The sequence below is a fragment of the Actinopolyspora alba genome (genome assembly GCF_900112765.1).
Lineage (GTDB): Bacteria > Actinomycetota > Actinomycetes > Mycobacteriales > Pseudonocardiaceae > Actinopolyspora > Actinopolyspora alba.
In genome coordinates, this window is record NZ_FOMZ01000004.1 from 49446 (window position 1) to 64642 (window position 15197).

Sequence of the window (15197 nt, forward strand, 5' to 3'; positions counted from 1 at the left end):
TAGGCCGGAGGGGGCGGGGGATAACCGGGCTGGCCGTAGCCCTGGTCGGGGAAGCCACCGGACTGGGGGTATCCGCCGCCGGGCTGACCGTAGCCTTGGTCATAACCGGGCTGGCCGTAGCCGTAGTTCGGGTCCTGCCCGTACTGGCCCTGGTCGTAGCCGTACTGCGCCTGCTGGCCGTACGGATCCCCCTGGGGATATTGGCCTGGTGGCTGGCTCATGGGTCGGTCTCCTGCGGTACGAGGTGTTGCCGGCCGTCGGCTTACGTCGGGGTCGACGGACGAGCTTATTCGAAACTGTCCCGTGTGCAGCGTCTCAGAGCGCTCCAGGGAGACTACGACGTCACCATATGTGTCCCACCGCTGCTCGGTGAGATGCTCCTGAACGCAGTCGGCGAGAAGATCGGTGACCCGATTCTCGTCCTCCATGAGTCGATCGTGATCGGTGGGGCTCAGCTGCACGACGTAGTGGTTGCACGCCAGCAATCTGCCGCCCGCGAGTTCGCGCACCTGCAACTCGGCTTCCCGCTGCAGTGACTGCGCGACCTCCTGGGGAACGACCTTGCCGCCGAACACCCGCGCGAAGCTGTTGCCGACGATGCCTTCGAGCCTGCGCTCGAAGCGCTGCACGAGGCCCACGGCAATCCCCCTCCATACTCTCGACTCTTGCGTACCATCGTATCTGGCGCGACGAGCCGTTACAGCTACTAGTTCCGAGCGGGGGCGCACCCCGCGGGATTCCGGTGACCCGGCTGTGTTAGCCTGATCGGGCCGGTGCGGAACACGCTTCCGCGGGCCGATTGTACCGATCGCTCACGGTCGGTACGGCGCTTCGGACGAGGACCCCCGTTGAGGGGATCGGATCCGAGTGTTGTAGAGTGAGATTACAACGGAAAAGCCCACGGGCGGGTGGCGGAATAGGTAGACGCGCACGGTTCAGGTCCGTGTGTCCGAAAGGACGTGGGGGTTCAACTCCCCCCTCGCCCACCGAGGGCCGACGACACAATGGGTGTCGGGTAACCGACACAATGAGTCGTCGACTTGATCGTGATGATCGGGGAGAGCTTCGCTGAAGGCGGGGCTCTCCCCGATTTTTTGTGTGTTCTGGGGTGTGCCGCGTCCGGCTTTTCGCGCCGTGGCGGGGTTCTCGGGGTGGTGGAGTGTTTCGAGTGTCACTCCATTGGTGGTGTTTTCGCCTTGTTCCCGGCGGGTGCCTGGGTTTGGTGTGTCCACTGTGGCAGTGCTCCGTCCGTACCGGGGCCGGTTCCTCGTGGCCCGGTGTCACTCGACGAGCTGGTCGAGGGCGGCCTCGATCGCCCGGTGGAAGGTGGGGTAGGCGAAGATCATCCGGCGGAGCTGGGCGAGGTGCACCTGGGTGTGGACGGCTACGGTGAACGCGCCGAGGATCTCGCCGCCCAGCGGTGCGACCACGGTGGCGCCGAGCAGGATGTCGCGCTCGGTGTCGGCCACCAGTTTGATCAGCCCCTCGTTACCGGCCTTGTGGATCCAGCCGCGGGCCGAGGAGGGAATTCCCGTGACCGCTGTGCGCACGGGGAAGCCCGCTCGGCGAGCTTGGTCCTCGGTGAGCCCGAGGGAGGCCACCTCGGGGTCGGTGAACGCGACGGCGGGCATGGCCCGGTAGTCCGCGGTCTCCGCACCATCGCCGAGGATGTCGTCGGCGGCGATGCGTGCCTGGTACACCGAGGTGTGGGTGTAGGCACCGTGACCGGTGACGTCACCGATGGCCCACACCCCGTCGGCGGCGCGCATCCGCTCGTCCACGTCGATGGTGTTCGCGGCCTCGTCGAGCCCGAGTGATCCCACCCCCAGCGCGGCGAGGTCCGTGCGGCGCCCGGTGGCGACCAGCAGTTGTTCGGCCGAAGGACTCTCCCCGGAGTCGAGTTCCACGGTGAACCGGCCGTCGTGGTGACCCACGCGTCGTGCGGAGGTGCCGGTGTGCACGGTGATCCCCTCGGCGGTGAACACCTCGGTGATGCTCTCGGAGGCCTCGGGTTCGCCGCCCGGCAGCACTCGCGGCGCGGCCTCGACCACGGTGGTCTCGACGCCGAACCGTGCGAACACCTGGGCGAACTCCATCCCCACGGGACCCGCGCCGAGTACCACCACCGAACCGGGCAGCGAGCGGGCCCGCACCGCTTCCCGGTTGGTCCAGAAGGGGCTCTCCCGTAGCCCGTCGATCGGCGGCACGGCGGGATCGGTACCGGGGTTGAGCACGATCGCCCGGCGAGGGCGGAAGACCCGATCCCCCTCCGCCGTGGTGACGGTGACCTCGCCGGGGCCGGTCAGCCGACCGGTACCGCGCACGAACCGCCCTCCGGTGTCCTCGAAGCGCCGCACGGCGGCCCGGTCGTCCCATCCGGTGGTGGCCTCGTCGCGGATGCGATCGGCGACCGGGGTCCAGTCCGGCTGGACCGACGCCGTTCCCGCGAGCAGCGGAACCCGTCCGGCCTCGGCGAGCGCACCGGCCCCGCGGACCATCATCTTGGTGGGAATGCAGGCGTAGTAGGGGCACTCGCCCCCGACCAGGCGGTTGTCCACGCCGACCACGCGCAGTCCCGCCGTGGCCAGTCGTCCGGCGACGTCCTCGCCACCCGGACCCATGCCGACCACCACGGCATCGACCTCGTCCTCCGCCATCTCCGCCCCCTCGGCTAGGCATCCCTGTCGCGCTCAGCCCAGCATCGGAACGGCGAGTACGCACGGCGGAGCGAGGTTCCGGAGCGCTACTGGCCGGGCTCCTGTTCCAGGACGCGGTGCAGTCCGGCGATGTCGTGGAGTTCGATGGCCGCGTAACGTACGGTGATCAGTTTGCGGGCCTCGAACTCCTTGAGGATCTTGTTCAGTGAGGGGCGCTGCGCACCGACCATGGCGGCCAGGGTCCGCTGGGGCAGCGGGACGCGGTCCTCGGCGGCCTCGTCGAGCAGCAGCTGGGCGACCTGCTGGGGCAGCGAGCGGCCGAGCAGTCCGATCACCCGTTGCTGGCTGGTCGCCGGACGCTGGGCGACGCTGGACAGCCAGCGTCGCAGGATCGCCGGGTGCTGTCCGAGCAACCGCTCGAAGTCCGCGGCGGACAGGAACAGGACGGTGGCGTCCTCCAGCGCCCGGGCGGTGTAGGGCAGGATCATCTCCAGCAGGTGCTGGATGTCGCCGTCGACGTCGCCGGGCCGCAGCACGTGCACCACCGAGCGCCGCCTGCCCGAACTCACCGACAGCTCCACCCGGCCCTCCCGGACGATCCACACCCCGGCGGGTGCGGAACCACCGTGGAACAGCGGGGCATGCCGGGACACGTGCCGGGTGCGCAGGAACGTCGCCAGTGCGGTGAGGTCGTCCGGCCGCAGCGGTGCGGCCTCCCCACGCCCGACGCAACGTGCCACCCACGCGGCCTGCCGGACGGCCAGCTGCGCCTCGTCGCCCGGGCCCAGGGCCCGTACGGCTCGGTCCAGCGCCGCGCTCGACAGGCGGGAGAAGGTCATGGGGTCATCATGGCACCGAACGCCGGCTACCGGGGCTCCGATCGGCCCGAGGAGATCCCCTCGGGCCTCGGTCGTTTCGCGGCGGCGCGAACCGGATCGCCTCACGGGACGAGGCGATCCGGCGGTAGAGGTGATGCGTGCTCAGTGGGCGGTCCTGTGACGGATGCCGTACAGCACCAGCGCGGTGACCGCGCCGTAGAGCAGGTGGCCGATGAGCGACGGCAGCGCGGTGGCGCCGAGTTGCAGGATCGGCATGCCGAGCATGGCGGGCATCAGCACCAGCGGCCCCAGAACCCACCAGGCGAGTCCGTACAGCAGCCCGTAGCCGAACAGGCGCCACAGCCGTGCGTGCGGAGCAAGCACCCCGAAACCCGCTCCGATCCCGGCGGAGATGACCAGATGCACCACCAGGCCGATCACGGGACCGCTCGCCCCGACCAGGCCCGCGATCATGGTCAACATCCCCGTCATCGCCATCAGTGCTCCGAACACGATGCCGCCACCGATCCCGGCTGCCGCGCCGGACAGCGCGCCGGTTACCAGCCTGGTCGGCATGTGTGTGGTGGTGGACATGGTCGCTCCCCCCTCATCGCTGAGTAGCCACGAGTCCGCTCCCGGAGGACGGGGAGCGAAACCGTTGGCGGAAGTCCCTTCCGCACGGGTGTTCAGTCCGTGTGAACCGACCCGTCCCGGCAGATGTTGGTTCGTGCCGCCGGTCACATCGCCCAGTGCAGCGCATGTGTCCTCCACCGGGGTGGGGAGTGTCAGCCTGGTGACACCTTCGGCCGGGTTTTTCCGTCGGCCGCTTCGGGGCATGTCGTGAGCGTGGGTGAACGTGAGGACTGGCGGGGCTACCTCGCCGCGTTCCACGCGCATCGGCCCGGTGTGACCGAGCGGGTGTTCGCGCGGCTGGACGACGATCCGTACGAGTGGGTGACGGCACCGCTCCGCGAACTCGGGAGCGGGTTGGTCGTGGATCTGGCCTGCGGCTCGGCCCCCACGCGGCCGTGGCTGCGCGAGCGTCGGTGGGTGGGGGTGGACCACAGCGCCGAGGAGCTGGCCGCTGCCGCCGGGGCGGGGCGTGGACCGCTGGTGCGGGCACGCGCGGACGCGCTGCCGGTGGCCACCGGGGCTGCCGGGGCGGTGTGCGCGGCGATGGCGCTGCCGCTGCCGGTCGTGCTCGACGAGATCCGCCGGGTGCTGCGGCCCGGCGGTGCGCTGGTGGCACTGGTGCCCGCGCGGATCGGCCTCGACCCGGCGGGCTGGTTCGCGTGGCTTCGGGTGCTGCGCGCCGCGGGGGTCCCGGCCCCGCGCTGGCCGAACCCCCGTGCCCGCGAACACCTCGGCGGGGTGCTCGACCGCGCCGGTTTCGAGGTGCTCGACTCCGAACGCCGCGTGTTCTCGTTCCCGCTGCAGTCACCGGAGGACGCCGCGGTGCTGCTGGAGAGCCTCTACGATCCCGCCCGTCCTCCGTCCCGCCCCACGGATCCGCGCGTGGCGGCGGCCGTGGCGGAGTCGGTCCGCGCACTGCCGATGCCGCTGCGCCGGATCGTGGCCCGGCCTCAGGCCAGGGTGCCCAGCCACGTGGTCAGTCCGTAGCGGGCCGCGTAGGTGGCGGTTCCGATGAGCAGGACACCGGGCAGCCGAGCGGAGCTGCGTGCCGGGGTTCGGCGTCGGAGTGGTCGGGTCACTGTTTCCTCCCGGCGGGGGAGGCCGATTCGGCCGTCGGCGGGCACTCGTCCTTCTCGGGCCGACCAGTTCCCGTACCCACCACAGCCTCGGCACATCGCACCGGAACGACTCCTTCGGGCTCCAGGACAACCACCGGTCAACCGGCCGTGCGCGGCGTTGGCGAGGTGAGTGTCGGCACGATGACAACTTCCCGTGCCGTGGTCCTCGCCGCGCCGAGGCCGTTGGGGACCGCTCTCCGCTTTCGTTCGTGGCGATCGGTGTCAGCGGCCGGACACTTCGCGTGTCGGATCGCGCGGTGGTGTGGTGCGCTAGGAGCCATGACCCACGGCGAGGTGCTGGTGCTCGGTGGTGGGGCGGCCGGGCTGGCCGCCGCGAACACCGCGCACCGGGCGGGGATGCGGGTGACGCTGGTTTCCGAGGGCGCACCGGGTGGCGACTGCACGTTCACCGGTTGCGTGCCGTCGAAGACGCTGATCGAGGCCGCCGATGCGGGACCGTCGTTCTCCGAGGCCGTGGCCCGGGGGCGGCGGACGGTCTCGCGGGTGGCCGCCACCGAGGACGAACACGTGCTGCGGTCGGAGGGCATCGACGTCGTGCGGGGGCGGGCGCGGTTCGTGGCCGAACGCGCGGTGGAGATCGACGGCCACCGCAGGAGTGCCCGGCGGGTGGTGCTCGCCACTGGGGCTCGTCCCGCCGTTCCCCCGGTGCCGGGGTTGGGCGAGGTCGAGTACCTGACCAGCGACACCGTGTTCGACCTGGTGGACCCACCCACCTCGCTGGTGGTGCTCGGCGGGGGACCGGTCGGATGCGAGCTCGCCCAGGCGCTGGCCCGGCTGGGGGTGGGCGTGACCCTGGTCGAACGGGCACCACGGCTGCTGCCCGGCGTGGACGCCGAGGCCTCCGAGGCGCTCGCCCGGGCGCTGCGGACCGACGGCGTGCGGTTGCGCACCGGCGCACCGGTCCGCCGGGTGCGCTCCTCGGACGGGAAGATCCTGGTGGAACTCGCCGACGGTGAGGCGGTGCGCGGTGAACGGTTGCTGGTGGCCACCGGACGTCGACCGAACACCGAGGGAATCGGGCTGGACACCGTGGGAGTGCGGACCGACCGGCAGGGGCACGTGCTCGTCGACCGGCACATGGCCACCACGGCGAGGGGTGTTTCCGCCGCCGGTGACGTGACGGGGGTGTTCGGCCACACCCACGCGGCCTACGCGATGGGGCGCGTGGCGGTGCTGGCAGGCACCCGACGCACCCGGCGCCCCGCCTTCGAACCGGACTCGGTTCCCCGCGTGGTGTTCACGAGCCCGGAGGTCGCCACCGTCGGCCGCGCCGAGCACGAACTCGCCGACACCGCCGCCAGGACGGCTTATCTGCCGATGAGCGAGGTGGACCGGGCGGTGACCGCCGACGCGGAGGCCGGGGTCGTCAAGCTGTTCGCCGGGCCGCGCGGACCGCTCGGACATCTCGGGGGAGGGCGGGTGCTCGGGGCGAGCATCGTGGCCCGGCGGGCCGGGGAGATGATCCACGAGCCCGCGCTGGCGATGCGTACCGGCATGTTCGCCGGGCGGCTGGCCCAGACCGTGCACGCCTACCCCAGCTGGTCGATGGCGGTCCAGCGGGCCGCCGCGCAGTTCGTCGGTACCCACGGCGGACGTACCGCCCGTCCGGCGGGCTGAAACCGCGGCCGTGATCGTGGAGAGTGTCCGGTCGCCGACAGTTCCACTGCGAACCGGGCCGGGGACTGCTGTGCTTCCCCCATGACCGAACTCTCCGAGAGCGAGCGACCGAGCGATCGTGCTCGGCGCAAACGGGACCGCGACGAGGTGTTCGTGGAGTTCACCAGGAGCGTCTGCCCCGTGTGCAAGACGGTGATCGACGCGCAGGTCAACCTCCGCGACGACAAGGTCTACCTGCGCAAGCGCTGCCGCGAGCACGGCGAGTTCGAAGCCCTGGTCTACGGCGACGCGCGGGCCTACATGAACTCCGCCCGGTTCAACAAACCCGGCACGATCCCGCTGCGCTTCCAGACCGAGGTGGCCGAGGGCTGCCCCTCGGACTGCGGGTTGTGCCCCGAGCACAAGCAGCACGCCTGCCTGGGCATCATCGAGGTCAACACCGACTGCAACATGGACTGCCCGATCTGCTTCGCCGACTCCGGGCACCAGCCGGACGGCTACTCGATCACCCCCGAGCAGTGCGCGCACATGCTCGACATCTTCGTCGAGGCCGAGGGCGAGCCGGAAGTGGTGATGTTCTCCGGCGGTGAGCCCACCATCCACAAGCACATCCTCGACTTCGTCGACCAGGCCCAGCGACGGCCGATCAAGGCGGTCAACCTCAACACCAACGGCATCCGGCTGGCCACCGACGAGCGGTTCGTGCACGCGCTGGGAGAGCGCAACCGTCCCGGCAGGCGGATCAACGTCTACCTGCAGTTCGACGGGTTCGACCGGGACACGCACCTGGCGATCCGCGGCAAGGACCTCCGCGAGCGCAAACGGCGCGCCCTGGACAACTGCGCCGAGGCCGGGCTGACCGTCACCCTGGTCGCCGCCGTGGAACGGGGGCTCAACGAACACGAGATCGGCGACATCATCCGGTTCGGCGTCGAACACCCGGCGGTGCGCTCGGTCGCGTTGCAGCCGGTGACTCATTCTGGCAGGCACGCCGAGTTCGACCCGCTCAACCGGTTGACCAACCCCGAGGTGATCGGGCACGTCGCCGACCAGTGCCCCGACTGGCTGCGCGGGGACGACTTCGTTCCCGTGCCGTGCTGCTTTCCCACCTGCCGCTCGATCACCTACCTGCTGGTCGACCACAAGGAGGACCGCACCGACGTCGTGCCGATCCCTCGACTGATCGATGTGGACGAATACCTGGACTACGTGAGCAACCGTGCGGTGCCCGACCACGCGGTGCGCGAGGCGCTGGAGAAGTTGTGGAGCGCCTCGGCGTTTCCGGGGACCGAGACCACCGAGACCAATTTGGACACCACCGCCGCCGAGCTGGAGTGCGAGGCGTGCGGAATCGACCTGCCCGAAGCCGCCAGGGGACTCGGCGACAAGGCCTTCATGATCGTGGTGCAGGACTTCCAGGACCCCTACACCCTCAACGTCAAACAGCTCATGAAGTGCTGCGTCGAGGAGATCACCCCCGACGGACGGATGATCCCGTTCTGCGCCTACAACTCCGTCGGCTACCGCGAGCGGGTCCGCGCCGAGCAGTCCGGGGTGGAAGTGGACGGCGTGGTGCCCAACTCGACCGAGCTGCGCGGGATCACCACCGACTCGCCGTACGGATCGAGAATCGTCCCCCGCGATACCGAGGCCACCACCGCCGAGCGGCGTAGTGCTCGTTCGGGAGCCGACTCGACCGGCACCGAGGTGAGGGGAAGCGGTCATGACGAGTGAAGGTGCTCCCACCGATCCCGACACGATCAAGCACTGCTGCGCGACGGCCTACGGCCGCGACGTGGTGGCGCTCGTGCTCGGCGAGTCCTACCACCCGGGCGGGCGCGCGCTGACTCGGACGTTGGCCGAGGCGGTCGGACTGCGGCCGGGAGAGCGGGTCGCCGACGTCGCAACCGGTCCCGGCGACACCGCCCGGCTGCTGGCCGCCGAGTACGGTTCCGTCGTCGACGGCGTCGACCTCGGGACGGAGGCCGTGCGGCGGGCGCGCGAGACGACCGAGCGGGTCGGGCTCACCGGGCGGGTGCGGTTCCACACCGGTGACGCCGAACGGATGCCGCTGCCCGGGGATTCCTTCGACGCGCTGGTGTGCGAGTGCGCCCTGTGCACCTTCCCCGACAAGCCCGCCGCCGCGGCCGAGTTCGCCCGACTGCTGCGCCCCGGCGGTCGGGTGGGCATCACCGACATCACCGTCTCGTCCGCGGGGCTTCCCGACGAGCTCGCGGGGCTGACCGGCTGGATCGCCTGCCTGGCCGACGCCCGCCCGCTCGACGACTACACCGCCACACTGGCCGGGGCGGGGTTGCGCGTCACCCGCGCCGAACGGCACGATCGAGCACTCACCGACATGGTCGACCGGATCGAGGCACGCCTGAGGCTGCTGCGCATGACCGCCCCCGAGCGCCTGGCGAACTCGGGGGTCGACGTGGACGCCGTGCTGGCGCGCACCCGCGACGTCACCGAGGCCGTCGCGGACGGCGTCCTCGGCTACGCCCTGCTGACCGCCACGAAAGCCTGAACCACCGTGGCGAAGGCGAACCGAGCGCCCGATCAGTCTGATTGCTGTGCGGCGCGTCAATTCGCTCATTTCTGCGGTTATCCGCCGCCCTGAACGTTTCAGCTCGAAGTTTCTTCGCCACCAGAGTCGTGCTGATGAGCGTCGATCGATTGAGTGTTTCTGCTGTGCTCCGCGTGCCGGCTCGCGGGAATTCGTCAGTTGTAACCGTCGCCGCGGGTGGTTTCGGTGGTGTGCTCGGGAGTAGCGGCCCAGCCGGCGAGCAGGGCATCCGGGCCACCCGTCCGGGCGGGCACGTCGGTTTCGTGGGGGTCAGCCACGACGTCACACTCAACGACCAGGAGCTGTTCTTCTCCCAGATTCACCTGCACGGCGGCCCGGCCCCGGTGCGCCGGTTCCTGCCCGAGCTGGTCGACCTGATCTGGCAGCGCGGGATCGATCCCGGCAAGGTCTTCGACCTCACCCTCCCGCTCGACGAAGCGGCCGAGGCCTATCGGGCCATGGACGAGCGTCGCGCCGTCAAGGCCATGCTCACCTTCTGAGCCTGTTGTGGCCGGTGTGGTCGCCCGGTGGACGGTTGTGGCAACGGACGGCGGTCCGGGCCAGCGGTGTGTGGTTCGTTACACGGCAGGAGGAGCGGTCCTGTTTCCGGGCGTTCCACCGGGAGCGGGGCGGGTGGTCACCCGCGGCGTTGTGTTGCTGTTCCCCTGATCGTGGGGAACTGGGTCGCCGCGGCGGCGCCGAACTTTCCGAAGTGTCGTTCGTCGGCACCACAGGATTACGCTCTCCGACGGAGACCGCCCGATGGCAAGCGGCCAAATGAAGGAAGCTCGCGCGGCGTTTGTCATCACTCAACGTACATATTCAGTAATACCGAAGTGTAATGTTATACTTGAGTACATACATTTGGAGAGGGGGCGACCGAGTTAGGAGGCGGACATGAATCCGGTCAGCGGTTCCTCGTCCGGGCGGCGTGAGCGTCATAAGCAACGAGCGAAGCAGCGGCTCTACGAATGCGCCCTCGAGCTGTTCGCGAAACAGGGCTATGACAACACTACGGTCGACGAGATCGCGGAGGCCGCCGACGTCGCGCGTGGGACTTTTTTCAACTATTTCCCCCGCAAGGAGGACCTCGTTTCCTGGTGGGGTCAGAAGCGCCGGGAAGGTTTGCGTGAGTACATGGGGATGGCCGAGTCGCATGACCCGGATCTCTCGAATTTCTCCGAGGACGTCGTCGCTGAGCTCGAGTGGTGCATGGAAGCTTTGGGGAGGATGAACGAGGACGAGTGGAAAGTAACTCCCTCGATGCTGATGGCGTGGGTCAGGGCCGGCAGCCCCATATCGGAAGAACCTTATGTTTCCGGGGTGTTCGCGGAGATCATCCGGCGTGGCATAAACCGACAACAGGTGAAGCCCACAGTGGACCCGCAGGAGATCGGAAACATTCTTCGTGACGTCTACCTGGGCGCGCTTTACCGGTGGTCCCGTTCCGATGAGTTCACTCGTCCGCCCAAGGAAGAGCTTTCCAGGATTCTGGGCGTGGTGCTGGAAGGAATTTTGATCAGGCCGAATCAATAGTTTCGTCCTGCCGCGGCGGTCCGAGAGTGGTGGTGGACGATTCACACTCCGGGGCACCTCATCGGCGTCGAGCCGGCGATTCGGGAGCGCGGAGTACGAGTCGCACTTTTGGGCGCGACAACGTGGGGAGGCGGTCAGGTCGTGGTCGCCTCCCCACGGGGTGCCATCACCGCATCACACCGGGCGGGCGTGAATCAGCGCCTCACTGGTGGGCTCGCCGTTCGCGCTGCCCTCGTCGAGGGCTATGTACTCTTTTATGCTCGTCGCGTTCGGCTGGTTCGAGAACTCTTCCTCCGGAGCGTGCTCAGGGATGATTTCCGCGATCAGTCGCCGGATGTCGGCGGACTGGAGAAGACTTCGAGCCGTCGTGCTGATTCCGACGGCGGCGAGTCGGCGTTGGAGCTGGAGCGCCATGAGCGAGTCGAGCCCCAGTTCGATCAGTGTCTTGTGCTGATCGATGTGTCGTGGAGAAGTCCCCAGTGCTGCGGCGATCTCGGTCAGTACCGTGTTCCGGTCGACGGTGGGAGCGGTTCGTCCGTGATGATGTTCGTGGTCGGTGTCCGGACCCGCTCGTTCCGTCGTGGTGGGGTGACCGACGAGTTCCGTGCCTTTCCCCGACTGTGACCGTGGCGGTTTGAGGAGGGTTATGCCGCGGAACTCGGCTATCAGCGAGCCGTCGGGGGCCAGAACAGTGACGTCCGCTCTCGAAGGGCTCGGTGAGTCGGGCTCGGTGATGCGGGCGATGCTCCAAACGTTCTCACCGGGATGTGCGTACCAGGTGATCTCGTGGAAGGAAGTGGGTACGTAGCCCGTCGGGACGGCGGTGTCGTCAGTGGAACCGGGGTGGGCGATGAGCAGTGGTTGCAGCAGCGCTTCCAGCACGTTGCCCGGTGATTCGACCGGGGGATGGAGCCACAGTACCGCGTTTCCGTCCGCGCGCCACCCGTGTGCGCTGGAGTCCCTCGGAAGTCGTATGCCCCGCTCGACGGCGCTGCTGTGAATCTGCTCGCCGGAGACGTAATCCCGGCAGCGGGCGAGTGCCGTCGTGAGTGTCTTTTCCCCGGACTTCGAGGTGGGAGCGGGCCTGTTCCGATCGAGACGTACCCAACCCGTCATACATTGTGTCCCCGAACCGGTGACACCGTCGATGTCGCCGTGCAGCTGGACGCTGAACGGTGCCTCGGCCGTGTGCGCGGTTACGTCGATCCGGACCTCCAACCTCGCCTCGGCCAGCCCTGCTGTTTCGACGGTGACCTCGGACAGTTGGATTCCTTCGAGCACCGGGATCGCCGCGGCATGATGCATCGGAGTGGTGACGGTCCGTTGCACGGCGGCGTAGACGGCTTCCAGCGACGCGGCCGCGGGGAGGACGGTGATTCCGCCCTGACCGAGTCCTCGGCACAATTCGGTTACGCCGAGCTGTTCCAAAGTGAAGTGCGTGCTGTTCGCTCGTGTCGCTTCGGAGTTCACCACGGGTTTCGCGTCGTCGAGCCAGAATTTTTCCCGGTCCCACGCGTAGGTGGGTAATCGTACGTGCCGCGCTTGCGCGCGGTACCAGTGTTCCCACTTCACGTCCAGCCCGAGGCAGAAGACGTGTCCGAGTGTCTTGGCGATCGCCAGGTCCTCGGCGGTGTTCCGGTTCTGCGCGGCGACGACGCTCGCGCCGTCGCTGATGTCGCTCGTGATTTCCGCGATGGCGGGCAGCAGGACGGGATGGGGGCTGATCTCGAGGAAAACCTCCGAGCCCTCCCGGGCCGCGCGGTCGATGGATTCGGCGAACCTGACGGGCAGCCGGAGATTGTCGGCCCAGTACTGGGTATCGAGATCCTCGTCGGTGACCGGTCGGCCGTGCACCGTCGACAGCATCGGGATCCGATGTCCGGAGTCCGACACCCCGATCCCGGCCAACTGGTCCAGGAGATCATCCCGCAGTTCGTCGGTGAGCGGGGAGTGCGAGGCCACGTCCACGTTGATCTCGCGACACCATTTCCCCTGGGCGTTCAGCCGGTCGGCGATGCGGTGAATGGCATCGGCCTCGCCCGAGAGCACGGTGTTGTTCGCCCCGTTTTCCGCCGCTACGCAGACTTCGCTCTGCGAAGTCAGCAAAGTGTGTGCCTCGACCGGGGTGAGATCGGTGGCGAGCATGAGGCCGCGACCGGACAAGCGTTTCATCAGACGGCTGCGACGTGCGATCACCTGTGCCGCCGTTGACAGGGACAACCATCCGGCGATATGTGCGGCGGCCACTTCACCCATGCTGTGTCCGATACACAGCTTCGGCTCGATACCGTGGGAACGCAGCAGTCGAGCCAGGGACACTTGCATCGACCACAGCAACGGTTGAACGATCTCGACAGCGGTGTTGTGCTCCGCGACGGTCGGTTCGGTCAGCGTGTCCAGTACCGACCAGCCGAGTTCCGGGTGCAGTGCTCGGTCGCACTCGACCAGTGCTTCGCGAAACGTGGGGGAGACCTCGAGCAGTCGACGCCCCATGCCCGACCACTGTCCACCTTGGCCGGGAAATACGAACACGCTGCTCGGTGCTGTTCCCGCGGAAACCCGATGAACACCGCCGTGCTGGGTTTCGGTGCCTTCCACCAGGTCCCGCAGTCTTTCGGCCAACTCGCCGTGGGTGAATCCGGTCACCCATAATCGATGCGGATGCGCCTCGCGCCTGGTGGCCGCCGTGTGACAGATGTCGCGGAGCGGGTGCTGAGTTCCCGGACCGTCGGTGGAAAGGTAGTCGGCGTACTGGGCCGCCGTTCTGAGCAGTGCCGATCGTGATCGGGCCGACAGAACCAGTACGTGTGGTTCCGCCGTGTCGGTCACCGCCGGTGCGGATCGGGACGGAGCGGGTTCGGCACCGAGTACGACGTGGGCGTTCGTGCCCGAGATCCCGAACGAACTCACCCCCACCACTCCGCGACCTGTGGTCGCCGTGAGCTCCTTCGGCGTGGTGACCACTTGAACAGCGGGGTTCTCCCGCAGCGTTCGATTCGGCGTACTCATGTGCAGCGAGGCGGGAATCGTCCCCCGCTCGAGAATCAGGGTGGCCTTGATCAGGCCCGCGATACCCGCGGCTGCCTCGGTGTGTCCGATATTGCTCTTGACCGAACCCACGGGTAGCGGTGCTCCGGTTCGGTCGTGTTCGCCCGCGAGCTGCGCCAGTGCTTCCAGTTCCACCGCGTCACCGGTACCCGTGCCGCTCCCGTGCGCCTCCACGTAGTCCAGTTCGGCGGGATGTACGCCGGCTTGTCGGCAAGCCGTGCTCACCAGATCCCGCTGCCCCGTGACAGCGGGTTTCAACAACAGACCGCTGCTGTTTCCGTCGTTGTTGATCGTGCTTCCCAATACCGAGGCGCGGATCGGATTTCCCTGCCGCAGCGCGTCCTGTCGACGTTGTAGAACGACTACTCCGATACCGTCGCTGCGTACGAATCCGTCGGCCTTGGCGTCGCCGAATTTGCACCGGCCGTCGGCGGAAAGCATGTCCCCCTGGGAGTAGCTGATCGCATCGTTCGGTGACAGCACCAGATTCACTCCGACGGCCAGCACCAGATCACTGTCGCCGGATCGAAGGCTCTCGCATCCCTGGTGTACGGCCACCAGCGATGAGGAACACGCGGTGTCGACCACCAAACTCGGGCCACGCAGGTCCAACGCGTGTGACACACGTCCGGCCGTGACCGTGCGCAGTACACTGCCCGCGGCGCGGTGCACGTGAAGGTTCTCCCGGTGTTCGGACAGGCTCGCGTATTCGGCGGTCGCCTGCCCGACGATGACACCGGTACGAGTTCCGGCCAGCTCGGAGGGGCGGATACCGGCATCTTCGAGCGCTTCCCACACGCCGTGCAGTACGAGTCGTTGTTGTGGATCCATTTCTCGGGCTTCTCTGGGTGAGATCCGGAAGAACTCGGCGTCGAACTCGTCGATCCCCGACAGGAACCCGCCGCTTCGCGACACCGTCCTGCCCGGTGTCGCGGGGGTTGGGTCGTAGTAGCTGTCGATGTCGAACCGGCTCGTCGGTATTTCAGTGACCGCGTCGACTCCACGCGTGAGTATCCCCCAGTAGTCATCGACGCTATCGGCACCGGGAAAACGGCAGGCCATCCCCACGATGGCCACGTCCTCGCGGCTCTTGGTGTAGCCGTCCATGCCCTATACCCCTTTGTCGTGAAACATCGTGACGTCCCACTGATACCGGGAACCAGTGGGGCATTGGAATCCA

At 68.1% G+C, this 15197-nt stretch carries 11 protein-coding genes, 1 tRNA gene and 1 pseudogene; 7 read left to right on the forward strand and 6 right to left on the reverse strand.

Features of this window, described 5'->3' with window-relative positions:
• On the reverse strand, nucleotides 1-638 hold a 638-nt coding region (locus BM150_RS06625; protein WP_139219477.1), incomplete at its 3' end, for a DUF3662 domain-containing protein.
• 264 nt (nucleotides 639-902) lie between these two features.
• Here BM150_RS06625 and BM150_RS06630 point away from each other — a divergent pair.
• Nucleotides 903-986 (forward strand) — tRNA-Leu (locus BM150_RS06630).
• Between the two features lie 294 nt (nucleotides 987-1280).
• On the opposite strand, the gene BM150_RS06635 is transcribed toward BM150_RS06630, so the two are convergent.
• The 3 genes from BM150_RS06635 to BM150_RS06645 form a co-directional block, all read right to left on the reverse strand.
• Nucleotides 1281-2657 (reverse strand): dihydrolipoyl dehydrogenase family protein, encoded by a 1377-nt coding sequence (locus tag BM150_RS06635; RefSeq protein WP_092925189.1) that lies wholly within the window; start codon nucleotides 2655-2657, stop codon nucleotides 1281-1283.
• Between the two features lie 86 nt (nucleotides 2658-2743).
• On the reverse strand, nucleotides 2744-3496 hold the full coding sequence (locus tag BM150_RS06640) for a Crp/Fnr family transcriptional regulator (protein ID WP_092925191.1): 753 nt from the start codon (nucleotides 3494-3496) through the stop codon (nucleotides 2744-2746).
• Nucleotides 3497-3637: 141 nt separating this feature from the next.
• A complete protein-coding gene (locus tag BM150_RS06645) occupies nucleotides 3638-4069 on the reverse strand; it encodes a hypothetical protein (RefSeq protein ID WP_092925193.1) in 432 nt (143 codons plus the stop codon).
• A gap of 246 nt (nucleotides 4070-4315) precedes the next feature.
• Between BM150_RS06645 and BM150_RS06650 the strand changes: the two genes are divergently transcribed.
• Entirely contained in the window at nucleotides 4316-5095 is a 780-nt protein-coding gene (locus tag BM150_RS06650; protein WP_245755314.1) for a methyltransferase domain-containing protein, read from the forward strand.
• On the opposite strand, the gene BM150_RS24900 is transcribed toward BM150_RS06650, so the two are convergent.
• Entirely contained in the window at nucleotides 5059-5187 is a 129-nt protein-coding gene (locus BM150_RS24900) for a hypothetical protein (protein WP_281243661.1), read from the reverse strand. The genes BM150_RS06650 and BM150_RS24900 overlap by 37 nt on opposite strands.
• Nucleotides 5188-5505: 318 nt before the next feature.
• Between BM150_RS24900 and BM150_RS06655 the strand changes: the two genes are divergently transcribed.
• The 5 genes and pseudogenes from BM150_RS06655 (at nucleotide 5506) to BM150_RS06675 (ending at nucleotide 10969) form a co-directional block, all read left to right on the forward strand.
• The gene (locus BM150_RS06655) at nucleotides 5506-6864 is read left to right on the forward strand and encodes a dihydrolipoyl dehydrogenase family protein (RefSeq protein WP_092925197.1); all 1359 of its coding nucleotides are present in this window, start codon (nucleotides 5506-5508) and stop codon (nucleotides 6862-6864) included.
• A gap of 81 nt (nucleotides 6865-6945) precedes the next feature.
• Nucleotides 6946-8598, forward strand: coding sequence for a radical SAM protein (locus BM150_RS06660; protein ID WP_092925199.1), 1653 nt, complete (start codon nucleotides 6946-6948; stop codon nucleotides 8596-8598).
• Nucleotides 8588-9394, forward strand: coding sequence for a methyltransferase domain-containing protein (locus BM150_RS06665; protein ID WP_092925201.1), 807 nt, complete (start codon nucleotides 8588-8590; stop codon nucleotides 9392-9394). The genes BM150_RS06660 and BM150_RS06665 overlap by 11 nt, the downstream gene beginning before the upstream one ends.
• A gap of 260 nt (nucleotides 9395-9654) precedes the next feature.
• Nucleotides 9655-9933 (forward strand): annotated as a pseudogene (locus BM150_RS25235) (IMP dehydrogenase); the annotation flags it as partial.
• Between the two features lie 397 nt (nucleotides 9934-10330).
• Nucleotides 10331-10969: a TetR/AcrR family transcriptional regulator gene (locus BM150_RS06675; protein WP_092925203.1), complete on the forward strand. Its 639-nt coding sequence runs from the start codon at nucleotides 10331-10333 to the stop codon at nucleotides 10967-10969.
• 174 nt (nucleotides 10970-11143) lie between these two features.
• Here the strand turns inward: BM150_RS06675 and BM150_RS06680 are convergent, their stop codons facing one another.
• The gene (locus BM150_RS06680; protein ID WP_092925205.1) at nucleotides 11144-15124 is read right to left on the reverse strand and encodes a type I polyketide synthase; all 3981 of its coding nucleotides are present in this window, start codon (nucleotides 15122-15124) and stop codon (nucleotides 11144-11146) included.
• Nucleotides 15125-15197: the final 73 nt, after the last annotated feature.